We start from the raw sequence: 24413 nt of genomic DNA, 5'->3' as shown, positions 1-24413 counted from the left end.
ACTCGAAGGAGTACAGCGTGAGCTCGGCTGATAAGCAGCACGCTGCTCCGACAAGCGATGCAAAGCACGGAGCCGCCCCTCAAAAGAGCGGCCAGCCCGGCGGCTGCTGTGGCGGCAGGGCTCGCTAGCAGCGAGCGGGTCGATGCGGACCGAATGCGAAGAAGCCGGAGTTGGAATCTGAGTTTATGAGGGTTAGCCAGTGACAGCGACCAAATCCGGCGACGGCGCCACCGCGTGGCAGCGTGCAATGCACGCTGCGATCGGATTCTTCCTCAATCACGGCGCGCCCATCATTTTTGCCGGTCTGCTCTGGTATGTGCTCTGGTGGGGACATTCTCCGCAAATCGAAGCCGCGGATGCTGCCATGTGGCACGTCTCGTGGGTTGGCGTCATCGCGCTGGCCTACGTCGCGCTACAGGCGCGTGCGGTTCTCGCCCAGCCGCGCGGAGGTGTTACCCATTCCATGATCGAAATTCTGGTCTCGCTCTTGCCCCTCTTTGTCGTGGTCTACGCGTTTGTCGATTGGATGCGGGGGCAAAGTACGTTGTCGGTGTTTCAGGTCATCGTAATGGTGCAGGCCACGATCGCAACGCTGATCGATGTGGTCATTTTCACATGGTTCTCGCTGCGCCTGAGCCGCTTGTCGATCCAGACCGCGGGTCTGGCCCATCGCTGACGCGCGGCCCCCGGACCAGCGAGGCATTAGCCGTTAGCCTGGCAGGATCACCGTCACGCTAAGGCCGCCTTTGTCGCGGTTTGCAAGCGTCAGCTCGCCATTGTGGGACGTGATGATGGAGTGGGCGACAGTAAGGCCAAGGCCAACACCTCCCGTCTCTCGGTTGCGCGAGTTGTCGATCCGGTAGAACGGGCGCAGCACCGCCTCGTTTTCGTCGTCAGGAATTCCGGGTCCGTTGTCGTCGATCGAAACGATGGCGCCACCGGATCTCGGCTGCAGCGTCACTCTCGCGCGCCCACCATATTTCACCGCATTCTCGGTGAGGTTCCAGAACGCCCGTTTCAACGCGAGATGGCGGCCGCGCACGACAACCGGCGCCGTTGCGACGAGGGCAACGTCATGGCCGAGATCGGTGAGGTCGGTCGTGATGGTCTCGAGCAGAGAACCGAGATCGATCTGCTTTTTCTCCTCGGCGATCTGGTCCCCGCGGAGAAAAGCCAACGTGCTGTCGAGCATGGCTTCCATATCGGAGAGATCGGTTGCTATGGCGCGGACAAGCTCGTGGTCCGAAATCTCCTCGCTGCGCAGGCGCATGCGTGTGATGGGAGTCTTCAAGTCGTGTGAAATGGCCGCGAGCGTCTGCGTTCGGTCCTCAACGAGACGTCTGACGCGCCGTTGCATGTCGTTGAACGCGATGCTGAGCGCTTTCACCTCGCTCGGTCCTTTTTCTTCGATCGGGGATGCGCCGGCGTTTGGATCGAGTCGATTGGCGGCGTCGGCCAGAGACCGAAGCGACCGGGTGAGCTGCCGGATGAAAAAGGCGGCGACAGCGAGAACACCGAGGACCATTATAGTCGTGGACAGAGCAATCTGCATGATTCCTGTCCGCGGCTCGATGTTGCGCGTTGCGGTGACCTCGACCCAGCTTCCATCATCGAGCTGCATGGAGACAAGGAGGAACCGCGTGGCGGACGCGTGCTCGGGTAGAGGAGTGGCTGCCGCTATGGCGATGTCGTTCGCCGCGAGCTCAGGTGCGGCGGCAATCAGCTTCTCCTTGAGGAGCGAGGTATCGGCAGCGATGCCGGTTCGTGTGGGCGGGGATTTCCCTTCGCTCCAGTGGATCTCAAGGGGGCCTCCCGAGAGAGCGTGCGCAAGCTCCTCCCGTCTGTCTGGCGCTTCGCGCGCAATCGCGCGCTTCACAGAAGCGAGCCGTTCCGCAAGGCGTCGATCGTTCGTAATGTCGAGCTCTGCCTTCAGCGCGAGATGATAGAGGCCGATACTCCCCAAGTGCAGAATAAAGATGCTGGCAAAGAGAAGCGTGAGAAAGCGTCCCGCGATCGAACGCGGCAAGAGCCTCATGACCACGTGACCGTCGGTAAGAACATGTAACCGGCTCCCCGCACCGTCTTGATCATGGCGTGGTCGTCGTCGCCCGGGGCAATCTTGCGCCTCAAGCGGCTGATCTGGACGTCGATGCTGCGGTCGAACCCGGTGGCGATACGGTTGCGCGCGGCGTCGAGCAAGTGCTCGCGGGACAGTACCTTCTGCGGCTGCTCCACGAACGCCAACAAGAGATCATACTCGCCGGTGCTGAGATCGACCAGAATGCCTTCTGGATTGGTTAGCTCACGCTTCAGAGTGTCAAGGATCCAACCCTGAAACTGATATTCCCGCACGGCGGTTCGATTGCGTGCGCCTGTGTCGACCGCTATTCGGCGCAGCACCGCGTTGAGACGGGCGAGCAATTCGCGCGGGCTGAAGGGCTTGGTCACGTAGTCGTCGGCGCCGATCTCGAGGCCAACAATCCGGTCGGCTTCATCGGCCTTCGCGGTCAGCATGATGATCGGTATCATCGACGTCCTACGAATTTCCCGACAGAGATCGAGGCCGGACGTGCCGGGCAGCATGAGATCCAGGATGATCAGGTCTATGGGAATCGAGGACAAGGCGTGGCGCGTCTCCGGTGCGCTGCGGACTGTCGTCACGCGAAGGCCATTTGCACGCAGAAACTTCGCGACCAGCTGGCGCAGCTCTGCGTCGTCGTCAACGAGCAGAACATGATGTTCCGCCGACGCTTCGGTCAGTCTATTGCCGGGGTCGCTTTTCACGATATCAGGGTCGCCACTGTGGTTCATGGCACGGATCTCGTCGATTGCACGCCGGTGGATAGAGCCGGCATGTACCGGTAGCGGCATTCCGCTACCGGTTTCATCCCTTGTATCACTTCACCTTCTCGACTTGTGTAACGGTAATCTGACCATTGATCTTCTCGGCGCGGAAGCGAACTTTATCACCCGGCTTTACGTCACCCACGTTAACACCGTCGCCTGCTTTGAAGACCATGGTCATGGCATCCATATCGAGATTCGGTATGGCGTCGTGTTTAATGGTCAACTTGCCTGTATCCGGATTGACTTTCGTGACTTGGCCGTTGACCAATGCGCCAACTTCATCGGCCAGGGCCTGAGACGGAGATGCAAGCAGCAAGATTGCGACAACCGATGCTTTGAGCGATTTCATCATCTCTAAGAACTCTCCTCCGTCTAGGGCTTCACAACCACGGTGCCGTGCATTCCTGCTTCATAGTGTCCTGGGATGAGGCAAGCGAATTCGAAAGTCCCCTCGTTTTCAAACTTCCAAAGGATCTCTGAAACCTTTCCGGGTTCGAGCCGTACTCCGTTGGGATCGTCGTGCTCCATTTCGGGGTTTTTCTGCATCTCGATCTTGTGCTTGGCGTTACGCTCGATGGAGTCGAGCATGAACTCATGCGCAAGCGCACCGGCATTCGTGATCCTGAAACGGATCTGCTCGCCCTTCTTCACCTCGACGCGGTTGACGCTGTAGCCCATCATTCCGCTTCCTTCGATCATGTTCAGCTCGATCGTGCGCGCCGGTTTGCTGGGATCGCCGGGCTCGCCGGCAGCAAAGGAGCCGTGCGACCAAACAGACGTGGGGGTCAGTAGGATCGCCGTAAGAACGCCAAGGGAAGAGAATCGAAGCATGTGTTCTCCTGTCAGTGATGGTCGTGGTCGCCCTTGCGTCCGGGCTTGACGACGTTCAATTCGATCTCGCCTTGGCTCTCCTTGAGGGGTTCGCCAGGGGCTTTCGGCACATCAGTTGGGGAAACACCCTTCCACTCGTAGGCAACCGTCCCTTCGGGATGCTTGTACCAGCCGGGGTCCTTGTAATCGCCCGCCTGAAGCCCCTCCCGGACCTTTACGACCGACAGCATGCCGCCCATTTCGATGGGCCCGAACTGACCGAAGCCGGTCATCATCGGCAGCGTGTTGTCTGGCAGGGGCATTTCCATCTCGCCCATGTCGGCCATGCCGGCCGTACCCATCGGCATGTAGTCTGGCGCGACAGATTTGATGTTTGCCGCGATGTCACGCTTCTCGACGCCGATGTAGTTGCGCAGATCGTGCCCCATCGCGTTCATGGTGTGGTGGGACTTGTGACAATGAATCGCCCAGTCGCCTGGCTCGTCCGCTACGAAATCGAAGGCTCGCATCTGGCCGACGGCGCAGTCGATGGTGACTTCGGGCCATGCGGCTTCCTCGGGAACCCAGCCGCCATCCGTGCACGACACCTTGAAGTCATAGCCGTGCATATGGATCGGATGATTGGTCATGGTGAGGTTGCCGAAGCGTATGCGGACCTTATCTCCCTTGGCGCAGACGAAATTATCGATGCCAGGGAAGACGCGGCTGTTCCACGTCCACATGTTGAATTCGGTCATCTCCGCGACGCGCGGCACATAGGCGCCCGGCTCGATGTCGTATGCCGCCAGCAGGAAGACGAAGTCCCGGTCGACGCGACGGAAGGCGGGGTCTTTCGGGTGCACGACGAAGAAGCCCATCATGCCCATGGCCATCTGCACCATTTCGTCCGCATGCGGGTGGTACATGAAGGTGCCGCTCTTCTTGAGCTCGAACTCGTAGACGAACGTCTGTCCCGGCTTGATGTGCGGCTGAACAAGACCTCCGACGCCATCCATCCCGCTCGGGAGCAATATGCCGTGCCAGTGGACGGTTGTGTGCTCGGGGAGCTTGTTGGTCACGAAGATGCGAACCTTGTCGCCTTCGACGGCCTCGATCGTCGGGCCGGGCGACTGGCCGTTGTAGCCCCACAGATGCGCCCTCATGCCCGGCGAGATCTCGCGGACGACCGGTTCGGCGAGGAGATGGAACTCCTTCCAATCCCCGTTCATCCGCCATGGCAACGTCCATCCATTGAGCGTCACGACCGGCTGATAATCTGGGCCTGACGTTGGGACGAGAGGCGGCTGCATCAGGGGCGAAGACTGGGTTGGCGCTTCGGGGATCGCCGCCGCCGCAGCACGCCCGCTCACCGCAGCTGCGCCGACAAGCGCCAGCCCGGAGGTCCTGAGAAATCTCCGGCGAGACACGTCATGATCATTGGCGTTCATCGTCACTTTCTCCCGAGGCTAGTGCCCGCCCCCGCTTCCGGCCGCCGACGCAACAGCCCGGCTGCTCTCTCCGGCGCCGTCCGATACGCCACCGCCAACAACGGCGACGTGCAGATCCGTCGCCGCCAGCCAGAAGTCGCGTTTGGCCTCGATCGCCGCGATATTGCTGGCAATGCGTTCGCGCGCATCAATCAGGATTTGCGACAGGTCGAACAGCATGCCGTTGTAGTGGAGAAGCGTCTCCTCGGAGATGATCTTCCGGAGCGGCAGAACCTCATTCTGATAGTGCACAGCGATGTCGTAGGTGCCGCGATAGCTGGTGTAGGCTTGGCGCACCTCCGAGCGGACATTGACGGCCTTTTCGGCCAGGCGATGCGCCGCTTGCATGTAGCGTTCCTCGGCTTCGCGCGTTCGCGCTTTGCCGAAGTCGTAGAGCGGAATCTGGAATTCGACCTCAATGCCCCGCCACTTGGCTTTATCCTTGTCGATACCGCCGCCGGCGGCGCCTTCGTAAGTGCGCTCGAACTTGGACATCCCGCGCAGCTCGAGCACGTTCACGAGGCGGGTTGCGTGGGTGAGGCCGTAGGATTTTGCCAGGAGGTCGAGATCCATCCGCGCAATTTCCAGATCGATGCGCTTGCTCGCCGCCTCCGCCTCGATCTCGCCTGCGCTTCGAACCGACGGCAGCGGCTTGAGCTTGCCCGGCAGGCGATAATTGATATCCCCTCCCCACAGGCCCATGAGGCGGGTCAGCCGCTCACGATCCGAGGCGTTGCGCAGCCGCGCTGACGCCAGTTGCGCGCCGAGCTCTGCATAGAACGCATGTTCCCGGGCCTGGCCAATCTTGTTCAGAGCCCCGGTCTCGCCGAGCTTCTTGGCAAGCTCGGATGATGTTTCCGCGGTTCTTTTAGCCTCATCCAGAAACGCCACGGCCTGGGCCGATGCGACGGCTCTGTGGTAGGCACGGCGGGTATCGGCGGCGAGCCTCAGTACGGTTTCCGCTGCCTCCAACTGGGCCTGCTCAAAGCGCCCCTCGGCCAACTCCCGGCGCCTGGGCAAGGTCAGGAGGCCCAGGACGTTGACAAGAACCTGTCGTTCGATCTCAAGCTCACCTGAGGTGACAAGACGTGCCAATGACAACGTTGGGCTTGGCGGCAGGCTGTCACTGACTTTCTGCGCCTCCATCGCACCGAGCTCGGCGAAAGCGGCTTGCAGGCCGGAATTGTTCAACAGGGCGATCTGAACTGACGTTTCCGCATCCAATGTCTGTGAGAGCAGCGTGCGAACGCGCTCGCGCGCAGCACGCGCTTCATCCTCTGTCGAGATGCGCGTAACGTCCTTGGCGAGCACATCCGACGAAATTGCCTGGACGGTGAACATCCCACCGTCAGGAGAGAAATTCGCACAGCCCGCCAGAGAACTTATTGCAGCCGCTGCGATCATTACTGCTCGTTTTTGCACTCGCCTACTTCCCCCGGTGTTGGCAATTGCAGCGCCCCCGCGCTGCACCCCCCGTCTGCGTTCGATGCAGTGCGCACCTAGTGCTGGTGTCCCTTTGTCGAACCGGCGCTCGGACTCACACGTTTGTTCACGTCTCGCCACGGGAGTGGGTCAACGGGCCGATACGATTTGAGCTCTTGGGTTGTTGGCTGGTAGCCAAGGCGGGAACTTGCTGAACCAGGATCCGAAGGGTCTCTGCCGGCATAGGGGTTAGGAAGAACGCGGTCCCGCCAGGGCCACTCATGCGCCTGAGCCGGAGCGACGAGAAAGGAGACTGCCATCAGGCCGGCGACAAGTCCCGCCGGCGCCAAGCCCGCTCTTCCCTGCATTCTTCTCAGCATTGGACGAAGACTCTCCGAGTCGCGTTGCAACAGAAGCTAACCAGCTCCGCCCGTTCCTAACGTTTCTCGATTGTTACAAATTATTTCGCGGGTCGGCGCACTAGCAAACGGGCCCTTGAGAGGGCGTTCGCGGCGCGAGGCTAAGCGTCCAATTCAAACCACTGGCGGCGCGTGTCCCGTTGTCTCAGCCGGCTCACCAGCGCGCCGAGTGGGCCTCTACCGGCTGAGCCGGGGGTTGCGCGAATATCACGTGGAGGATGTAGACGGACGCCAACGCCCCTCCGAAGCAGAAAACGGAGATGTATGCGTAGCGGAAAAAGAGGAACACAACGATCACCACGACGGAAATGAGGAGGCCAAATATCTGGGCATTTCGATCGGACGACGTAGCCAGGGGAGCGATGATAACGAAAAGGTAGACCGCATAGGTCAGTTCTCGCTGCATTATGAAATCGAACAACACGGTTCCTTGATAGGCGATGGCATGAGGAAGAAAAGTCGTCACCAGCCAGCCGTCGTGGGCGAAGTACGGAAGATATTGCATTGCCCCGACCATCCCGCCCAGGATGGCGAAAAATAGGTAGATGTAGCGCCGCTTGCATGGCTCCATGAAGTAAGTCATGAGCGGGACCCACACCGGCCACGCCAGCCAAGAAAAGAACATGTAGGCTAGGGAAAACCGCTCAATCCACGCGTCGTTACGCAGGCTGCCCGCCGTCCAGACAAACCCCTCAAAGAGCTGTTGGAGGCCAAAGAGCACCGGCAGGGCTGCGAATGCCAAGTAGCTGGGATTAGTGCGATAAGCTCGGTGGACCCCAATCACTCCAGCAGGTATGAGGGCGGCAGCAGCCGTCAAACTGGCTTCAGCAGAAAAACACATCGAGCTGCTGTTCCTCCAATTCATCTTCCACAGAGGCTCGCCAAGCCACCTGAGCAACCTTCCGTATCGCTGGGAACGACGCGGTTGTCTACAGTGTCTCAGGCAGGATATGGAAGATGAATTGGCCGCTAGACAGCTCGTGCGCGGAGCGATGGAAGAAATCCAGGCACTGCCGCCGCGTAACTCTCGTACGCCGTTCCAAACGTCGCTGCAGCCTCGCGCTCCTCCTCGCGAGCCAAGCGGACGTACATCCAGACCAGGACCGGAAACATGGCGAGAGTGAGCAGGGTCGGCCATTGGAGGAGAAAGCCGAACAAGACCAGGATGAAGCCCACATACTGGGGGTGCCGCACATAGGCATAGGGACCTGTGACCGCCAGCTCACCCTTTCGCTGAGCCTGATACAGTACCTGCCATGCGGCCGATATCAGAAGAAACCCTCCGCCGATGAACACGAAGCTGAGGAGATGAAACGGCCCAAAGTGCGGATTCGCCTTCCAGCCGAAGAGCATTTCCAGGAGATGCCCCGCGTCGTGCGAGAGCCAGTCAATACTCGGGTACTGGCTCTGGAGCCACCCGGACAGGAAATAGATCGTGAGCGGAAACCCGTACATCTCCGTGAACAAGGCGACTAAGAAAGCGCTGAAGGCCCCGAACGAGCGCCAATCGCGTGCCGTCTGCGGCTTGAAAAAGCTGAACGCGAAAGCGATAAAGACGACGGAATTGATGAGGACAAGTCCCCAAAGTCCATAGGCCGGCGCACTCTCGCTCATGACCGTTCACCTTTCTTGTCGGACCGATGCCCGCCATGAAGTCCGTGGGAGCCGTGCCCGCCGAAGATGTGCAGGAGCGGGCACGCAAAGATGAAGAGGAAGGGGAGGACACCAAGAAAGTGCGCCCGGTGCTCGCTCCAAAGCAGAACTGCTGCCATAGTGGCAAAGGCGAGAAACACAAGAAACGCGCGCGACCTCCAGAAGCTTCGTTGCGCGGTGGCGGTCTGTCCGTCATCATTTTCATTGTGCGGGTGCATGAAACTCCTCATTTCAACGATAGGTCGGCAACAGCAGCGTTCATCAGTGAAGCACCATTCCGCCGACATGGAATCCGGCGTCGGCATGCACGACCTCGCCTGTGATCGACGCTGCGTAATCGCTCGCCAGGACGACCGCGACGCGTCCTACCTCGCAAGCGTCGACGGTGCGCCTCAGCGGGGCCTTGGCTGCAGCGTCCGCGAGTAGCTCGTCGAAATGCGCTATGCCAGACGCTGCACGCGTCTTGATCGGCCCTGCCGAAATGGCGTTGACGCGAATACGTCGCGGTCCAAGCTCATGAGCGAGATAGCGGACAGAGGCCTCGAGCGCCGCTTTGACCGGCCCCATGACATTGTAGTGATCGACGACCTTCTCGGCGCCGTAGTAGCTCAAGGTGGTGAGGCTACCGCCATCGGTCATCAAGGGCTCGGCAAAGTGCGCCATGCGAATGAAGGAGTGGCAGGAGATCAGCATCGATTCGGAGAAGCCTTCAGCGGAGCTGTCCGTCAGCCGTCCGTGAAGATCCTCCTTGCGCGCCCAGGCTATGGCGTGAAAGCCGATATCCAACTTTCCCCATTTGGTTTTGACGGCGTCGAAGACAGCTTCGAGCTGGCCGGGAACGGCGACATTGCAGGGTAGGAGAAGATCCGCTCCAAGCTCCTCGGCCAGAGGTGCGACATGGGGCTTGGCCTTGTCGTTCAGATAGGTCATGGCAAGGTCGGCGCCCGCTTGGCGAAAATGTTTGGCTGCCCACCAGGCGAGGCTCTCGGCATTTGCGACGCCGATGACCAAAGCCTTCCGGCCTCTCAGGTCTAAGGATTCCATGTCGCGCGGCTCCGGAATTGCGGTTTGAGGCAGCAACAGCGCGCAGCGCTCACATCATGCACCCCATTCCGGTGAGGAGCTTGTTGGCCGCCTTTTTCTGGTTGTCGTCGAGCGCCGCATAGAGATTGGCCAATGCCGGCTTGACCTCCTTCAGCGCCGTGACCCGTCCTTCCATCATGGTCAAATGCCGATCAAGCCGCTGGACCGGGGACTGTGCGCCCATCGTTTTCATCATCGTCTCGTGGGCCGTGCGCATGCTCTCAAGATCTTTCTTGAATGCCGCTGCGTACGCGGTCCAGACGTCATTTTGAGTGTCGGTTATGGCAAGCTCGGCCTTGAGCGAGGCAACACGGTCTTCAATCTCGGGCGTCGCGTTTGCTCCGGCCATCATGCCCATCATGGGGCAGCCGTCCTTCATCCCCATGCCACCCTGCATCATGCGGCCCATCATGTCCCCTCCCATCATGCCGCCTTTCTGCGTCTCGGAGTGACTCTGACCCTTGTCGACCGGCGCCGGCTCGGGCTGCGCAGCATTTTCGGTCGCGCCTTGAGGATGGTGCTGCTCATGCTCTTGGGCTGTTTGCGCAAACGCTGCCGTGGGAACGATGGCGATGACTCCGAGCATTGCTGTCGCAATCGAGAGGAAACGGGTCAGGCTGGTCATTTTTCTCTCTCCATCATGCGCAAGGCAGGCAGACATTCTTGCCTGCCTTGCGCTTCTTGATCGGCTGTTGGGCGAAGGCTCGTTCGCTGAAAGGTCAATCGTCAGCCTCGGCCCGATATGTGGACTTTCTAGCAGCGCGAGCCCGCAAATGGTTGATCGTCCTCAACACGCAATAATTTGTAACAGTTTAGAAACGTCGGGATACAGATCCGAGCCTTAATCTGGGGTCGGTATAGACTAGGAGGGACATCAAGATCGGAGAGCCAACTCGCGCTCGAGCGATTCCGATCGGGTGCTCATCATGTGTTTTTCCGTCTCATCGCCGTCCGTACGTCCGGTTCGGGCGCGGCCGGAGTGGAGCTGTGAGTTGTCCTCGCGCTGCAAAAATGCTTCAGGATTCTCGATCGTATGAACCTGCAACAGCCTGAAGCTACCCCGCTCACCACCTCCGCCGACTTTGGGATAAATGTTATCCGTCTGATCGAGTGTCCGTCCGTCGAGGCGAGCGCAGCCGTCCCATCGCGCGCGGCAACAGCAACACAGCATTTGACAACGAGACGGCTACGGCCATCGATTGCACGCGGGCCGAGCCAGCGGAGTCGTTTATCGCTCATGTCGAGCGTCACGCGTACGGTGAGGTTCGTCTCCTCTAGTTGCCGTCGATCTGTTCATCGCAGCGCAAGTGCTGCTTACCCTCAACCTCTTACAGGTTACGTATCGCCATGAACACGGATCACGGTCACCACACCCATCATGACCACCACGCCGGCAAAGGTCAGCTCAGCAGCGTTTCCAAGGATCAAACTGTTGTCGTCACCGCCGGTGGTTCCAGTCATGCGGGGCATGGAGGTCATGATCATGCCGCCATGGTCGCCGATTTCCGACGCCGGTTCTGGGTCACGCTGGTCCTGACGCCGCCTGTCCTGCTGCTCTCGCCGATGATCCAGCATTGGCTGGGCATTGCCGACGCGCTGGCTTTCCCGGGCGACGGGCTCGTCCTCTTCGCACTTTCGACCGTCGCCTACGTCTATGGCGGATGGCCCTTTCTTACCGGCTTTACGTCCGAGCTGCGCAAGAGACAGCCCGGAATGATGACCCTGATCGCACTCGCGATCTCAGCGGCCTATTTCTTCTCGGCCGCGACGACGTTCGGCTTCCCCGGGGAATCCTTCTATTGGGAATTGGTGACGCTGATCGCCATCATGCTCCTCGGTCATTGGATCGAGATGCGGTCCGTCATGGGTGCGTCGCGGGCGCTCGAAGAACTGGTGCGGCTGCTTCCGGATAGTGCCACGAAAATTGACGCCGACGGCACGACACACGAGGTCCCCATCTCCGCATTGCAGCCGGGCGACCGGGTACTCATCCGACCGGGCGCCAAAGTTCCCGTCGACGGCAGCATCGTCGAGGGATCCTCCGGCTTCAACGAGGCGATGCTGACGGGCGAATCCCGCCCCGTCTCAAAAACCGTGGGTGCCACCGCGATCGGCGGTGCGATCAACGGTGCCAACGCCGTGACCATCGAGGTGACTGCCACTGGCGACGCAACCTATCTCGCCCAGGTTATCGACTTGGTGAAGAAGGCGCAGGCCACAAGGTCGCGAACGCAGGACATCGCCAACCGTGCGGCCTCCTGGCTAACCTACATCGCACTGGCCGTCGGCTTCGGCACGCTCGTCGCGTGGCTTTTTCTTGGCGAGTCGCTCGAATTCGCCTTGGAGCGGATGGTGACGGTAATGGTCGTTGCCTGTCCGCATGCGCTTGGCCTTGCAGTACCGCTCGTGGTCGCCGTCAGCACGTCGCTGAGCGCCGGCAACGGGCTTCTGATCCGCGACCGCGCCGCATTCGAGCGGGCGCGAAATCTCAACGCCGCGGTGTTCGACAAGACTGGCACGCTGACTGAGGGCCGCTTTGGGGTAAGCGACATTGTGCTGCTCGCCAGCAAAGACGAGAATGAGGAGCTCGCCTTTGCCGCCGCCGCCGAGAGCCAGTCTGAGCATCCGATCGCCCATGGCATTGTCGCCGAGGCCAAGGACCGGAATTTGCGTGTCCTGAAGGCCAGCGATGTTCGCAATATCACCGGTGAGGGAATCGTCGCCAAGGTGGACGGCCAAGATATCCGTATCGTCAGCCCCGGCCATCTTGCCCGTCTCGGAAAGGAGGTCGCCAGCGCGCGCCTCAAGCAGTTGGAGGGGCAGGGAAAGACCGTCGTCGTTCTGGTCCGCGACGGAGAGCCACGCGCCCTGTTTGCATTGGCCGACATCGTCAGGCCGGAATCGAAGGAGGCCATCGCCGAGCTGAGGAGGCTCGGCGTCAATGCCGTCATGCTGACCGGCGATGCAAAGGGAGTTGCTCAGGCGGTCTCTGAGGAATTGGGCATCAGCGAATATTTTGCCGAAGTGCTACCGGATCAGAAGTCGGAGAAAATTAAGGAGTTGCAGGCGCGCGGACTTCAGGTCGCCATGGTCGGAGACGGCGTGAATGATGCACCCGCGCTTGTCGTGGCTGATCTCGGGATCGCCATCGGCGCTGGCACCGACGTTGCCGTGGAATCGGCCGACGTGGTCCTGGTCAGAAGCGATCCACGCGATGTAGCCGCGATCCTCGGTCTGTCACGTGCGACCTATCGCAAGATGGTGCAGAACCTGATCTGGGCGACCGGATACAACGCAATTGCCATCCCGATGGCCGCAGGCATTACTTTCGGGACGGGGTTTCTGATGACGCCTGCCGTTGCCGCTGTCTTCATGTCGGCCAGCACGGTCATTGTCGCGATCAACGCCCAGCTGCTGCGCTTCTATCGGCGCCAAGCATGAGCAATTTGCCTTGCGGAGCGAGTAAGCAGCAATGCAAGTGACCCTTCCTCTTCCCGGAACATGCCTCATCGGTTGACCGCGGATGCGGCGGCCGCGCTGAGTCACTCTAGCGCCGCACATATCGATGGCGCCCGCAGCTGAGGCATGGACCGTTTACTTTCATCTCGCGGAACTAGCGGAGAGATGCACCTATGGCGCCGCTCCTTAAGCCTGAGGAATGTAGCTTGCTGTTGATTGATCCCGTTCGTCGTAACGTCGAACGTAGCGATATCGATGACGACGGTCAGTACTCTCTTATTGGCCGCTACGCCTTGTTTCAACAGGCTGCGAGAATTCTCGATGTGCCAGAATTTTTTGTGATCGACGGCAATCCGACAAGCGAGCGAGACTGGATAATACAACCTTGTGAGCGCTCGAGGTCTCGCGTTCACGAGGCCAGCTACGCCGGATCGTTGTGGTCCACCAGCGGGCTCGGCGCTGCGCTTGCCAAAGAGGACAGAGCCTGTCTTGTGCTCTGCGGCTTCTGGCTCGATGGTAATATTACGTTTGTGGCGCTCAATGCGCTTGCCGATGGATTCGATGTCTTTGTGCTCATGGATGCTTGTTTGAGCTGTGACAAGCATGCACAGAGCCCCACAGTCGATCGGCTTCTGCAGGCTGGTGTCGTTCCCTTGACGACCATGCAGATGGTACGCGAGTGGGCTGAATGCACAGCAGATGAAGCGCGACGCTCTTTGTTGCTCGATCTATTGACGCCGACCTGAGAGCCAATCTCTCGCCCGTGTCCAAGAACTCTCACCTTCACCCTCGTGCCCTCAAGGTACGAGGGTTTCTCTTTCATTCACGATGAAGGAATGAGGACAAGGACAACTTACAAGACGTGGCGATAAGCTGAAGATGTATTGCGGGGGAGGCGGTCGTGTACCTTAGCGTTCCGATCATCTCTGAATCAGGTTTCAACCGATGAAGAGGGGTGCGGCCTCTCTCCAAGGGGCGAGCCGTGCCGGCTCGATGTCTCTGGATGAATTCCAAGGCAAGGAAGAGGTTCTATGTCGGCCCGGCCTGGCCACCTCACGTCAGCGCGTACGAATATGCTCGTACTTTGCCGAGGACAGGATGGGGATGGGAGTTCTTGCGCCGCAATCCGGTCTATCAGCGCGACTACAAACTCTGCAGAGCCGGGTGCCCATCATTCTGTTGGCATAAGACCGGGATTGCCCTGTGTCGGTTGAGGCGTCGCTCGTGCCGAGCCGAAGCGTGGGGCTTGTGCTCCTTTCGCCGATCCTCAAAAGCCTGCCCCTCAATGTCACGTATTTTGGTCTCCTGATACCGTGGCGCTTTCCCTACAGGGAAGTGCCGAGCGCCAGCGCGATCCTTGCACTGCAGACGATCTAAGCCTCGAGCTTCACAAGAATGCAAAGCGGCTCCTGATCGATGCCAAAGGTCTACAGCATCTCCTTTTCGAGAAGGACGCTGCCGCCCTTCCGGTTGCGCTCGATGGATGTTCCGTCTTGATCGGTGCGGTTCGCGTCACGCTCCGGGTGCCAGGTCTTGCTCAGCTTGATCGCGCGCGTGACTCCCTTGCAGCGTTGAGTGCTCTTCTTTGTCCGGGAGGTGCGCCCGTGGCGGTTGGTCAGGGGTGGACGGCAACAAGTCTCCAGATGCGTGATGCTCTCATTGCTCTCGACGGTCACTGTGTCGGCGCAACATATCGTGATATTTCAGGGGTTATCTTTGGATCAAAGCGTACGCAGGAGGCGTGGCGGAGTTCAAGCACCGCGCTGAAAGATCGCATTCGCCGCGCGCTGAAGCGCGGCTTATGGCTCTCTGGCGGAGGCTATCGTCAGCTCCTGTGAGGGGGTGGTGTTCGCTGTTAGTTTCGCTTCGACACTGCTCGCCAACGTTGGGCGCGTGCCGAACCGGAACGAAAATCGTCCGGTAGCCAAACTACCTTCTTGGAGGATTTTTGCTCCGGCTGACATCGAGGCAGGCATCACCGCGATGGCCGACGACGTTTAAGCGTGGTGCGAGAAGCCGGACATCTATGGGCACATGGTCACGGTGAAGGTTGCGTAGAACAACTACTTCGGTGCAGCTAAAACAGGTTCGCTAAAAGCGAGTAGCCGCAGCGCATTAAATACGACGAGCAACGTGGATCCTTCGTGCAGAGCCACCGCAGAACAGCGAACTCCTCCTGCTGGCAGATAATTTTGCGAGCTCCGACTGCCGCTGTGTTAGCCCGCTGTATGCTAGGCATGTCGTCGGAACCGCCATCCTGGTTTTGCTTGTCCGATAAACCTGAACCCTTGGCTGGACTGACATTCTCTAGGTGATTGGACAAGATAAACATTCGCCTCCGGCGACGTCAGTTCGCGAGGCGATACACGAGGTTGGCTGACGTCGTCACGGTTCAATAATGAGCAGGTTGCAGAGACTCAGTGAAGTCTGGGCGGACCCGCCCTCGATCCCATGATCTCGGGCGGTCGGGCTCTATCGCGCGGCCTCGATCAGCCGCGCGACCGAGCCGCCGGCAAGAGGGAACCGGCGTCTCGGCACATGCGTGTAACGATCCCTTCCGCGGAGCCCGTGGCACGCTCCTGCCCCAGAAGCCGAACAGCGCATCTGTTGCGAGCCCTCGGCCCGTTCTTCTCCGTCGGCGCCTCAGCCACTAAGACCATGACGCGGAAAGGTGTCCCGATCGGCGGCTCAGCTCCGCATCGCTGTCGGCTGAGTCGAGTGTGCTGCGGCCTACCTCCGCTGAGGCCTCGTTAGTCGCGAACCGAGCGCCAAGCCACCATCCTCTCGCCGTGGCCGGGAGGCCCTTTCCCCGCCAAGCTTTGTGCGACGATGTGGCAGGCATCGCCTTAGCGGCAACCCGCGCTGCGCGCGGGTCCTCCACTGCGTTCCGGCCCTGCGGGTGCCTCAGGCTCCAGCCCGCCACGATCTGCACGCGCTGGCGGGGGAATAGGCCTCCGTCGGAACAACGTGAGGATCAGCATCATGGCTACCATCGGTTACGTCACGAAGCGCGAGGACGGACGCTACGAAGGCGAGCTCCGCACCCTCTCCCTCCGGGCATCGATTGCCATCCTTCCCGTCGGCGACAAGCAGACCGAGACCCAGCCGGACTTCCGCGTCTTGGCCCAGGGCATCGAGATCGGCGCCGGCTGGCAGCGGATCGGACAGACCTCGGGCAAGGAGTACATCTCGCTCTCCATCTCCGCTCCCGAGTTCGGCAAGACGCTCTACGCCAACCTCGGCCGAGCTGCCGGTCAGGCCGATCCGAACACCTACGCGCTGATCTGGACCCCGCAGGACTAACCGGGTTTCGCCTCCGCGCCGCTCACCGCGGCGCGGAGGCTCTTTCTGTGGCGACGTTCGTCCGCCAGCCTCCCCCACCCACCCGCCCCACCACGGCGCTGACGCCGCCTGGAGCAGCGTCGGTGCATAGCGTCAGACCATCGTCCACCGATCTGGGGGCGGTTGACGTCAGCCCGAACGCGCAACGCGCGGCACGTCCGGCCACTCCTTTTCGGCTCTCCGATACGGCGCACGCTGTAGCCGCGGCGGCTGCAGACCGTAGCCGGCTCGGTTGCGTAACGCTCCCGCGATCGGGTTCGCTGAGAGCAGCGTGAGCGCCCTGTCGAACGGTTGCAACGGTCCTGTGTGGCTGTCCCGACACCGCAGCGCTGCTCCTTGTCGGTCTGACGGATCGCTTTTGGCAACGCCTGGCCGTGCGCAACTCTCGCCGGAAATGATCCGGCTGCGTGTGCCTCGACCACCCAAACTGCTGAACGGACCAGCGAGCGCGACAAAGGAAGTTGCGGGAAGTCTGAGAGAGCATTTCCGGACATCAAGATAAAGGACTGACGTCATCTGCCCGTCAGATCGTGCAAGGGTCGACTTACGGACGACGTCAACAAAGCGACCATACCGTCAGTGTTCGATATTCCTTTGCGCAATCAGCACACAACTTGACGCCATCTTGAACGCGGCGATCGCCACGCCATCTCGTCTTGCCACCACCGCAACTTGCGAGGTTCGACATGGCGCAAGACGACTTCGATCCCAAGCTCGGTCGCATTCGCGATAGTCGCAGCAGCCGTTCACAGCGGCATGCCGCGCTCGTGTTCCGCCAGGCTGGCAAGACGGGCACAAGGGCGGTGCTGCAGCGCGGACACATCGCACCCGGCAGCCTGACGCGCGGCATGGGGACAGGCGTGCGGGCTGCGGCGGGGCTCATTGCACCCGGGAGCCGACGCGTCATCGTCAAAGCGCGCTACACGCGGATCCTGAACGGCGACCTCGGCGCCGCACAGGCGCACATGAAATACATCGTGCGCGATGGCGTCACCCGAGAGGGAGCCCCTGGACGGCTCTATGACGCCAATGGGGATGACGTCGATGGTAGTGCTTTCCTCGCCCGCTCGGCCGACGACCCGCACCAATTTCGTTTCATTGTCTCCGCCGACGAAAGCGCACAGCTCAGCGACCTCAAACCGTTCATCCGTGACCTCCTCACCCAGATGGAGCGCGACCTCGACACGAAGCTCGACTGGGTGGCGGTCGATCATTTCAACACTGGACACCCGCATACTCACGTCGTCCTCCGCGGCAAGGATGATCAGGGCAAGGACCTGGTGATGGCGCGCGACTACATCGCCCATGGTGTCCGGGCCCGCGCCCAATCCCTCGTGACCCTGGAGCTCGGACCGGAAACCCAGCTCGAGCGTATGCAGAAGCTCTTCAACGAGGTCGGCCAGGAACGACTGACGCGCCTCGATCGCGCGCTCATCGGCCGCTCCAAGGACAACATTCTGGTCGTCACAGCCGCCGAGGAGCTCGATCCCACACAGCACACGCTCCGGGTCGGCCGGCTCAAGACCCTGGAGCGGCTCGGCCTCGCCGACGAACGGCAACAGGGCGTCTGGGCACTCGATAGCCAGATGGAGGGCAAACTTCGCCAGCTCGGACAACGTGCCGACAAGTTCAAGATGATGCAGCGCGCCCTGCAGGAAGCCGGGATCGAACGTGGCGCGGCCGCCATGGCCCTATTCGAGCGCGGTCCCCGGAAGACCCCGCTGGTCGGCAAAGTCGTGGGCGTCGGTCTCGTCGACGAGATCTCCGATCACACATGGGTCGTGATCGACGCCATGGACGGACGCGCGCATTACGCCGAGCTCGGCCGCCTCAAGCCCACCGACGCGCCTATGCGCGGGACAATCGTGACGCTGGCCGGAGACAGCCTCGACGGTAAGCCGTCGCCGGTGCCCAAGCTACAAGTGCTCTCGCCCGTCGCGCTCGAGAAGCAGGCGACCTACGACGGTCCGACCTGGCTTGACGAAGCCATCCTCTCACGATGGCAACCCGAGCCGGGAACGCCCGGCTTCGCCAGCCAAATGCGAACCGCACTGGCCGCGAGAAGAGATTGGCTGGTCGAGCGCCGCGTCGCAACGATCGCGCCCGGTGGTGGTCTGACACCAAATCCCGACATGATGCGGATCCTCCGCAACGCCGAGACCGATCGCATCGTCCAGCAAGTCTCGCGCGAGCTAAACGCCGCCTATGTGCCGACAGAGCCTGGAGTGCGCATCACCGGCGTGTACGATCACGCGATTGCCACGCCCACCGGCAAGCTCGCCGTGATCCACCGTCAGGACACCTTCACGCTGGCACCGTGGCGCCCGGCGCTCGAGCCGCTCAGGGGGCGCGCTGTTTCTGGCATGATCGGTCCCAACCGCGTGACGTGGAGCTTGGATCGAGGACGAGGCCTTCCCAGACGCAGCTAAAGACCCCCAACTCATTCAGCCGTCCCACCCCCAACCTCGCGTCCCATCAGAAACGTTCCCAGTGACCGTAAGCAGATGTTCGGTTTCCGCTTTAAAGTGGACATCACTCAGAAGTAGATCGTCTTCGCAGTTTGACCCTAAGCGGACATCGGGCTGATGAGACCAATCAACCATCGACAGTGATATATCCCAAAAGATATAACCGCAGCGGCCCATATTGAGCGGGACCCGATGGATCAAAGGTCTGAAACTGGCATAGGCGCCAAGCAACCTGCATCGGCCTTCAGCGCTGGCGCACTCATCGGTACCCTTGGCGGCTTGATCGGCCTCGGCGGCGCCGAGTTCCGGCTGCCCTTGCTAATCAGCTTGTTCCGTTTTGCAGCGCTTGAAGCGGTGATCCTAAACAAGACAATGAGCTTGGTGGTGGTGGCGTCGGCGTTGCCGTTCCGCGCTGCGACCGTGCCATTCTCGGCGATTGCCGCCAACTGGCCGATCATCGTGAACCTACTCTGCGGAAGCCTGCTGGGTGCTTGGTGCGGCGCGAGCTGGGCGGTGAAGATGAAGCAGGAGCTGCTGTATCAGATCATCGCGGTGTTATTGGTTGTGATAGCGGCGGTCCTGCTGTTTACGCATGACGCGGCCGCCCCATCAGGTCCTTCCCTTTCCGGCATACCGCTGGCTGTCGCAGGAGTGGTGGCGGGCTTTGCGATTGGCGTGGTGGCGTCCCTGCTCGGAGTTGCAGGCGGCGAGCTTTTGATCCCAACGCTGGTGCTGCTGTTCGGTGCGGACATCAAGTTAGCGGGTAGTCTGTCGCTTGCCGTCAGCCTTCCGACCATGCTGGTGGGCTTCACGCGTTACAGCCAAGATGGCAGCTTCGCGGTGATCGGCAAAAACAAGAGTTTCCTGCTTGTTATGGCGGCAGGCTCTCTGGTTGGCACCTTCATCGGTGGCCTGCTACTCGGGGTCGTGTCGGGCGCGGTGCTGCTTCCTATCCTTGCGGCCATTCTCGTCCTGTCGGCTGTGAAGGTCTGGCAGCATCGTTGAGATCTGCTTTTGGCCCGTAGCGAACCTTGGCCAATTGGCAGGTTCGTCCCAGGACCTGTCATCGACCAGGAAGACGATTGATGACTGAAAATGATCTCCATGCCGACATGGCCGCGTGTGCCTATCGCTGCGATGCTCTCAATCAGAACCTGATGAGGGCGCCTGCCATGACGATATCCAAGTTCTCAAGCGGCTCTGATGCCTTGACTTGACCTGCCCCTGCGAGCGTGACGCTCGCATCATAGTGGCGATAGAGGACATAGAGCTTCATAGCCGCGTTCGAAATATCCTGCGTGAAGCCAACGCCCCACATCTCCACCTTGCTCGCATAGAGGCCGGCGTCAGCACCGATCGGATTTATCGCATCGTCCGCTTCGACCGTCAGACGGGCATTGGCGCCGCCGTCCACCTGGTAGAGCTGGCCGAAGATCGTCGTCGCGCCGAGGTCAAGCCAGTCCTTTTGGATACCGGTTTCGAAGGCCCAGAATGTGCTCGTTGCGTCAGGACTCATGTTCGCAAAGAACGGCGCGTACTTCACATTGTGGTCCTTGAACCATCCCCCCGCCATTTTGGCATAGAGGCCGGTTGGCTCATGCAGGATGCTGAGCGATCCGCCGAGCGTCGCGCAGTCGGCTTCGTTCGGAGCTGACGCCAGATTCGTGGCCACGCACTCGAAGCTTGCACCCTCTCTGCCATCTGTGGAGGCTCCATAGCCGGCTCTTGCCGCCACCTTGAAGTCGGACACTTGGCCTTCGTATTCGAGGCTTGCATCCCATAAGTCGTCGGCGCCCCAAGCGATGCTCATGAAAAAGCCGGCGACCGTCGGCGTAACATACCGAATACCGGACTGGACATCGCCTTCGCCGGGCTGGTTGCCCGTATGCTTGAGCAGGCGCCGCCACGCCACCCGGCTGAGCGTTGGGGTGGACTTCGGACGCAGCAGCAGGCCAAGGCCACTGTCCTCCACGTCCGAGTACTTCCCGGCCCGGTTCGTCCCGGCGAGATTGGCTTCCGTGATTTCTTCAAGGGCAGTGATGGCGCGACCGACCTGGACCGTACCCAGAGTTTTGCTCGTCACACCCCACCACGCGCGGCGAAGATCAAGCCCGGAGCGGGTGGTGAGCTGGTCGCTGCGCTTGGAGTTGAGGGAGCGCACGCCGACCTCGATCTGGAAGCTGGCCGATAGGTGGCTGTTCAGCTTCGATTGTCCGCGGAAGCCGAACCGCGTGCGCGAGGCATCGTTGGTGACGAGGTAGGCATTGCGCTCGTAGCCGTCATCCCAGGCCATGATCGCCTGGTTGACCTGACCATAGACCGTCAGATCGACCTTGCGGCTGCCTTTGCCGGCGGTCTCCAGCTCCGCAATGCGCGCCTCAATGTCCGCGCAGCAGTTCGCGAGGTCTGCGGCCGTCGCCGCTTCGCAGCCGAACAGGACACAAGCAGCCAGTACATGCGCAAACAAGCTTCTTCCCAACCTCATGCAGGCCCCGGGTGATCGGTGGTGATGACTAGTCTTCCCGGCTTCACGCTTTTCTGTGGCCAAGCGCGAGAGCCACGAGCTGTGCCAAGCGCGGATCGCGCAGCGCATAGAATGACATTCGGCCATCGGTTCGATGGGTCAGAAGGCGAAGATCACGAAGTTTTCGAAGATGATGGGAGGCGGTTGAGAATGTGGTCCCAGCCACATGAGCCAAGTCGCAAACGCAGAGTTCTCGGTCTGGGCCTAAGGCGAGTAGGAGCTTGATGCGCGTTCGATCACTGAGAGCAGCGAAGAGCCTCTGGGCCTCATCAAGCGGTTCCTCAGCAGGCATTTTCGCCTTTAGCTTCTGGACCAGCTTCCCATTGAAGCACGGCACTTCGCAGAGAGCGTCATCCGACTTCGCGCACGAAGCGCGCATTCCGATATTCGTATTCATGTGCGAATAATAGCAACGCCAGCCGAACTTGGCAATGGTGGTATAGCGACTCCAGCGACAACACGCCGGGAGATATGTCTGTGACGCTTCCGCCTCTAGGAGACTGATCGCTTGACAAGCTCAAACGGACATTTGTTGCTCCGTCGAGAAAGACCGCTCCGGGTCATTGGCTTCGGCTCGCCGAAAGAGATTGATGCCCGCTCCTCACCCGAATGCGGACGTGGTCTACGAACTCGTTGAGGCGCGAAAGTTTTTGCTGCGAATGACCGCTATTGGCCCTAAGGTGACCTCCCCTTACGCTTGTTGATGATCGTTCTTGAACCTGAAGCGGAACTCACCCAGCGCCCTGGCGGTCATACAAGCGCGCGACCTACATTAGTCGCGCTTCCCTCCACTTCCCGCACACGCCTTCTGCTTCCCGCGTTTTGCGCCGTTTCCGCATCGACCTGACATCGCGCCAACGACACGCTGAGCCTGAACGAGCGCATTAGCGCACAGCGAGGCGAGGCCGTCATGTCGACCAGATTTCATCCCCTTCAAATATCGATGGCGTTGGGCGTGTCCCTCGCCACGATGTGGATCGCGACCCAGTGGACGGCCGCGATTTTCCTCTATCAACCCGCACTCGGAGCCGCCTGGCTCGAGTTCGCGAACACCAGGATCTATGCCCCGTGGCAGCTCTTCTCCTGGTGGCTCGCGTTCGACGGCCAAGCGCCGCACGTGTTCGCGCGCGCGGGCGCCCTTGCTGCAGCCGGGGGGCTGCTGAGCGGCGCGCTCGCGTTCGGGGGAGCCGCCTGGCGGGCGAGCCATAGGACACCGTCGACGACCTATGGTTCTGCCCGCTGGGCGGACGTTTCCGATGTGATGCGCGCGGATCTGCTCGGCGACAGCGGCATCGTTCTCGGCCTCTACGACGAGCGATACCTGCGCCATGACGGCCCGGAGCACGTCCTTGCGGTCGCCCCGACGCGCTCGGGCAAAGGCGTTGGTCTCGTGCTGCCGACACTCCTGAGCTGGACCGGATCCGCCGTCATCCACGACATCAAAGGTGAGAACTGGGCCCTCACAGCAGGCTGGCGATCACGCTTTTCGCACTGCCTGCGCTTCGACCCCACCGATCCGGAGTCAGCCCGCTTCAACCCGTTGCTGGAGGTGCGCAAAGGCACGCACGAGGTACGCGACGTCCAGAACATCGCCGACATCCTGGTCGATCCCGAAGGCGCCCGAGAACGGCGCGACCATTGGGAGAAGACAGCCCACGCGCTGCTGACCGGCGCCATCTTGCATGTGCTCTACGCGGAAGAGGCAAAGACCCTGGAGCGCGTCGCAACCTTCCTGGCCGACCCCGCGCGCTCCATCTTGCGCACCCTCAAGATCATGCTCACGACCAACCACCTCGGCACCGAGGTGGAACCGATGGCGCATCCCGTCGTCGCCTCGATCGCGCGCGAACTCCTCGACAAGTCCGAGAACGAGCGCTCCGGCGTCGTTTCGACCGCCATGAGCTATCTGGCGCTCTACCGGGATCCGCTCATTGCCGCCAACACCGCCAGCTCGGACTGGCGTATCGCCGACCTGTTGGAGCCGGAACGACCCATCTCCCTCTATCTGGTCGTGCCACCGTCGGACATCTCCAGGACCAAGCCGCTCGTGCGGTTGATCCTAAACCAGATCGCCCGCCGCCTGACCGAGACATTGCCCGACCCCAACAAGGCGCCGAGCCGCCGGCTCCTACTGATGCTCGACGAATTCCCGGCACTCGGCCGCCTCGACTTCTTCGAGTCCTCGCTCGCGTTTCTGGCGGGCTACGGCGTGCGTGCCTTCCTCGTTGCGCAGTCGCTCCACCAGATCGACAAGGCCTACGGCCCCAATCACGCAATCCTGGACAACTGCCATGTGCGGATCGCCTTCGCGCCCAACGACGAACGCACCGCCCGGCGCCTGTCCGATGCGCTCGGCACTGCAACCGAGCAACGCGCACAAACCAACTTCTCCGGAAAGCGCTTGGCGGCCTGGCTGTCGCATACGTCCGTCTCAGAGCAGGAAACGCCACGTCCGCTGTTGACGCCGGGCGAAGTGCTGCAGCTCCCACAGGACGACGCGCTGGTCTTCGTCTCCGGCGTGCCGCCGATCCGCGCAAGAAAGCTCCGCTACTACGACGATCGCAATTTCCTGGATCGGTGTTTGCCGGCGCCGGAGGTGGCCGGCAGAGAGAAGGGCGACGGTCCGATGCGACCGCACGCCTGGACGGATAGCATCCGCAGTCCCGATCCCCGTCTCGACAAGGCTTGGGCAGACCTCGTGACCTCGAGCGGGGGCGATGCGGATCCACCTCCCCGCACGCGAGAGATCGCACGGCGCAAGACCATCAAAGCCGAGCGTCCCGTCGGCGACCTGCCTCTCTTTGCGGCCCAGTTGACGGAGGCGACACCCCAAATCGGAACAGCGCCGGCGGATGACAATCAGAACGAAATCATCCAGTTCCCGGGGCTGCGTCTCTGA

The 24413-nt window shown here is 61.0% G+C and carries 22 protein-coding genes; 9 read left to right on the top strand and 13 right to left on the bottom strand.

The features are described 5' to 3' along the window. The first annotated feature begins 199 nt into the window (after positions 1-199). Positions 200-676 (top strand): hypothetical protein, encoded by a 477-nt coding sequence (locus PE058_RS03745; RefSeq protein WP_271029882.1) that lies wholly within the window; start codon positions 200-202, stop codon positions 674-676. A gap of 33 nt (positions 677-709) precedes the next feature. On the opposite strand, the gene PE058_RS03740 is transcribed toward PE058_RS03745, so the two are convergent. From PE058_RS03740 to PE058_RS03690, 11 genes are all read right to left on the bottom strand, one after another. Next, positions 710-2035, bottom strand: a complete 1326-nt coding sequence (locus PE058_RS03740; protein ID WP_271029881.1) for an ATP-binding protein — start codon at positions 2033-2035, stop codon at positions 710-712. Then, entirely contained in the window at positions 2032-2811 is a 780-nt protein-coding gene (locus PE058_RS03735) for a response regulator (RefSeq protein WP_271029880.1), read from the bottom strand. The genes PE058_RS03740 and PE058_RS03735 overlap by 4 nt, the downstream gene beginning before the upstream one ends. A gap of 85 nt (positions 2812-2896) precedes the next feature. Then, entirely contained in the window at positions 2897-3199 is a 303-nt protein-coding gene (locus PE058_RS03730) for a copper-binding protein (protein WP_271029879.1), read from the bottom strand. Positions 3200-3219: 20 nt separating this feature from the next. Beyond that, a complete protein-coding gene (locus PE058_RS03725; RefSeq protein ID WP_271029878.1) occupies positions 3220-3678 on the bottom strand; it encodes a cupredoxin domain-containing protein in 459 nt (152 codons plus the stop codon). 11 nt (positions 3679-3689) lie between these two features. After that, positions 3690-5105, bottom strand: coding sequence for a multicopper oxidase family protein (locus PE058_RS03720; protein WP_271029877.1), 1416 nt, complete (start codon positions 5103-5105; stop codon positions 3690-3692). Positions 5106-5123: 18 nt separating this feature from the next. Then, positions 5124-6548, bottom strand: a complete 1425-nt coding sequence (locus PE058_RS03715; protein ID WP_271029876.1) for a TolC family protein — start codon at positions 6546-6548, stop codon at positions 5124-5126. 591 nt (positions 6549-7139) lie between these two features. Beyond that, positions 7140-7826 (bottom strand): DUF6629 family protein, encoded by a 687-nt coding sequence (locus tag PE058_RS03710; RefSeq protein WP_271029875.1) that lies wholly within the window; start codon positions 7824-7826, stop codon positions 7140-7142. A 128-nt stretch (positions 7827-7954) separates the two neighbouring features. Continuing rightward, complete coding sequence (locus PE058_RS03705; RefSeq protein WP_271029874.1) at positions 7955-8599, bottom strand: methyltransferase family protein; 645 nt, start codon at positions 8597-8599, stop codon at positions 7955-7957. Next, entirely contained in the window at positions 8596-8757 is a 162-nt protein-coding gene (locus tag PE058_RS03700; RefSeq protein ID WP_271030592.1) for a DUF2933 domain-containing protein, read from the bottom strand. The genes PE058_RS03705 and PE058_RS03700 overlap by 4 nt, the downstream gene beginning before the upstream one ends. A 142-nt stretch (positions 8758-8899) precedes the next feature. Continuing rightward, positions 8900-9682, bottom strand: coding sequence for an enoyl-ACP reductase FabI (gene fabI, locus PE058_RS03695; RefSeq protein WP_271029873.1), 783 nt, complete (start codon positions 9680-9682; stop codon positions 8900-8902). 49 nt (positions 9683-9731) lie between these two features. After that, complete coding sequence (locus PE058_RS03690) at positions 9732-10346, bottom strand: Spy/CpxP family protein refolding chaperone (protein ID WP_271029872.1); 615 nt, start codon at positions 10344-10346, stop codon at positions 9732-9734. 866 nt (positions 10347-11212) lie between these two features. Between PE058_RS03690 and PE058_RS03685 the strand changes: the two genes are divergently transcribed. The 7 genes from PE058_RS03685 (at position 11213) to PE058_RS03665 (ending at position 19995) form a co-directional block, all read left to right on the top strand. Further along, on the top strand, positions 11213-13162 hold the full coding sequence (locus PE058_RS03685; protein WP_442908680.1) for a heavy metal translocating P-type ATPase: 1950 nt from the start codon (positions 11213-11215) through the stop codon (positions 13160-13162). A gap of 191 nt (positions 13163-13353) precedes the next feature. After that, a complete protein-coding gene (locus PE058_RS03680; protein ID WP_271029870.1) occupies positions 13354-13926 on the top strand; it encodes an isochorismatase family protein in 573 nt (190 codons plus the stop codon). Between the two features lie 257 nt (positions 13927-14183). Beyond that, entirely contained in the window at positions 14184-14489 is a 306-nt protein-coding gene (locus PE058_RS22045) for a transcriptional regulator domain-containing protein (RefSeq protein ID WP_442908672.1), read from the top strand. A gap of 4 nt (positions 14490-14493) precedes the next feature. After that, a complete protein-coding gene (locus tag PE058_RS22040; protein WP_442908671.1) occupies positions 14494-15018 on the top strand; it encodes a DNA -binding domain-containing protein in 525 nt (174 codons plus the stop codon). 1144 nt (positions 15019-16162) lie between these two features. Continuing rightward, the gene (locus PE058_RS03675) at positions 16163-16483 is read left to right on the top strand and encodes a DUF736 domain-containing protein (RefSeq protein ID WP_271029869.1); all 321 of its coding nucleotides are present in this window, start codon (positions 16163-16165) and stop codon (positions 16481-16483) included. A gap of 725 nt (positions 16484-17208) precedes the next feature. Further along, the gene (locus PE058_RS03670) at positions 17209-18951 is read left to right on the top strand and encodes a DUF3363 domain-containing protein (RefSeq protein ID WP_271029868.1); all 1743 of its coding nucleotides are present in this window, start codon (positions 17209-17211) and stop codon (positions 18949-18951) included. A 231-nt stretch (positions 18952-19182) separates the two neighbouring features. Further along, the gene (locus PE058_RS03665; RefSeq protein WP_271029867.1) at positions 19183-19995 is read left to right on the top strand and encodes a sulfite exporter TauE/SafE family protein; all 813 of its coding nucleotides are present in this window, start codon (positions 19183-19185) and stop codon (positions 19993-19995) included. Between the two features lie 142 nt (positions 19996-20137). On the opposite strand, the gene PE058_RS03660 is transcribed toward PE058_RS03665, so the two are convergent. Then, positions 20138-21538 (bottom strand): porin, encoded by a 1401-nt coding sequence (locus PE058_RS03660; protein WP_271029866.1) that lies wholly within the window; start codon positions 21536-21538, stop codon positions 20138-20140. Next, a complete protein-coding gene (locus tag PE058_RS22035) occupies positions 21519-21806 on the bottom strand; it encodes an ArsR/SmtB family transcription factor (RefSeq protein ID WP_442908679.1) in 288 nt (95 codons plus the stop codon). The genes PE058_RS03660 and PE058_RS22035 overlap by 20 nt, the downstream gene beginning before the upstream one ends. A 618-nt stretch (positions 21807-22424) precedes the next feature. Here PE058_RS22035 and traG point away from each other — a divergent pair. After that, on the top strand, positions 22425-24413 hold the full coding sequence (traG, locus tag PE058_RS03655; RefSeq protein WP_271029865.1) for an IncP-type conjugal transfer protein TraG: 1989 nt from the start codon (positions 22425-22427) through the stop codon (positions 24411-24413).

The sequence above is a fragment of the Hyphomicrobium sp. DMF-1 genome (assembly GCF_027886585.1).
Lineage (GTDB): Bacteria > Pseudomonadota > Alphaproteobacteria > Rhizobiales > Hyphomicrobiaceae > Hyphomicrobium_C > Hyphomicrobium_C zavarzinii.
The sequence above is the reverse complement of the archived record's forward strand: the minus strand, read 5'-3'. Positions and strand labels throughout refer to the sequence as shown.

What these genes read in the sequence shown, in the direction of transcription:
- PE058_RS03740 (WP_271029881.1), bottom strand. Translation starts at nt 2,035, where the DNA reads ATGAGGCTCTTGCCGCGTTCGATCGCGGGACGCTTTCTCACGCTTCTC.
- PE058_RS03735 (WP_271029880.1), bottom strand. Translation starts at nt 2,811, where the DNA reads ATGAACCACAGTGGCGACCCTGATATCGTGAAAAGCGACCCCGGCAAT.
- PE058_RS03730 (WP_271029879.1), bottom strand. Translation starts at nt 3,199, where the DNA reads ATGATGAAATCGCTCAAAGCATCGGTTGTCGCAATCTTGCTGCTTGCA.
- PE058_RS03725 (WP_271029878.1), bottom strand. Translation starts at nt 3,678, where the DNA reads ATGCTTCGATTCTCTTCCCTTGGCGTTCTTACGGCGATCCTACTGACC.
- PE058_RS03720 (WP_271029877.1), bottom strand. Translation starts at nt 5,105, where the DNA reads ATGAACGCCAATGATCATGACGTGTCTCGCCGGAGATTTCTCAGGACC.
- PE058_RS03715 (WP_271029876.1), bottom strand. Translation starts at nt 6,548, where the DNA reads ATGATCGCAGCGGCTGCAATAAGTTCTCTGGCGGGCTGTGCGAATTTC.
- PE058_RS03710 (WP_271029875.1), bottom strand. Translation starts at nt 7,826, where the DNA reads ATGTGTTTTTCTGCTGAAGCCAGTTTGACGGCTGCTGCCGCCCTCATA.
- PE058_RS03705 (WP_271029874.1), bottom strand. Translation starts at nt 8,599, where the DNA reads ATGAGCGAGAGTGCGCCGGCCTATGGACTTTGGGGACTTGTCCTCATC.
- PE058_RS03700 (WP_271030592.1), bottom strand. Translation starts at nt 8,757, where the DNA reads ATGGCAGCAGTTCTGCTTTGGAGCGAGCACCGGGCGCACTTTCTTGGT.
- fabI (WP_271029873.1), bottom strand. Translation starts at nt 9,682, where the DNA reads ATGGAATCCTTAGACCTGAGAGGCCGGAAGGCTTTGGTCATCGGCGTC.
- PE058_RS03690 (WP_271029872.1), bottom strand. Translation starts at nt 10,346, where the DNA reads ATGACCAGCCTGACCCGTTTCCTCTCGATTGCGACAGCAATGCTCGGA.
- PE058_RS03685 (WP_442908680.1), top strand. Translation starts at nt 11,213, where the DNA reads ATGGTCGCCGATTTCCGACGCCGGTTCTGGGTCACGCTGGTCCTGACG.
- PE058_RS03680 (WP_271029870.1), top strand. Translation starts at nt 13,354, where the DNA reads ATGGCGCCGCTCCTTAAGCCTGAGGAATGTAGCTTGCTGTTGATTGAT.
- PE058_RS22045 (WP_442908672.1), top strand. Translation starts at nt 14,184, where the DNA reads ATGAATTCCAAGGCAAGGAAGAGGTTCTATGTCGGCCCGGCCTGGCCA.
- PE058_RS03675 (WP_271029869.1), top strand. Translation starts at nt 16,163, where the DNA reads ATGGCTACCATCGGTTACGTCACGAAGCGCGAGGACGGACGCTACGAA.
- PE058_RS03670 (WP_271029868.1), top strand. Translation starts at nt 17,209, where the DNA reads ATGGCGCAAGACGACTTCGATCCCAAGCTCGGTCGCATTCGCGATAGT.
- PE058_RS03665 (WP_271029867.1), top strand. Translation starts at nt 19,183, where the DNA reads ATGGATCAAAGGTCTGAAACTGGCATAGGCGCCAAGCAACCTGCATCG.
- PE058_RS22035 (WP_442908679.1), bottom strand. Translation starts at nt 21,806, where the DNA reads ATGCCTGCTGAGGAACCGCTTGATGAGGCCCAGAGGCTCTTCGCTGCT.
- traG (WP_271029865.1), top strand. Translation starts at nt 22,425, where the DNA reads ATGTCGACCAGATTTCATCCCCTTCAAATATCGATGGCGTTGGGCGTG.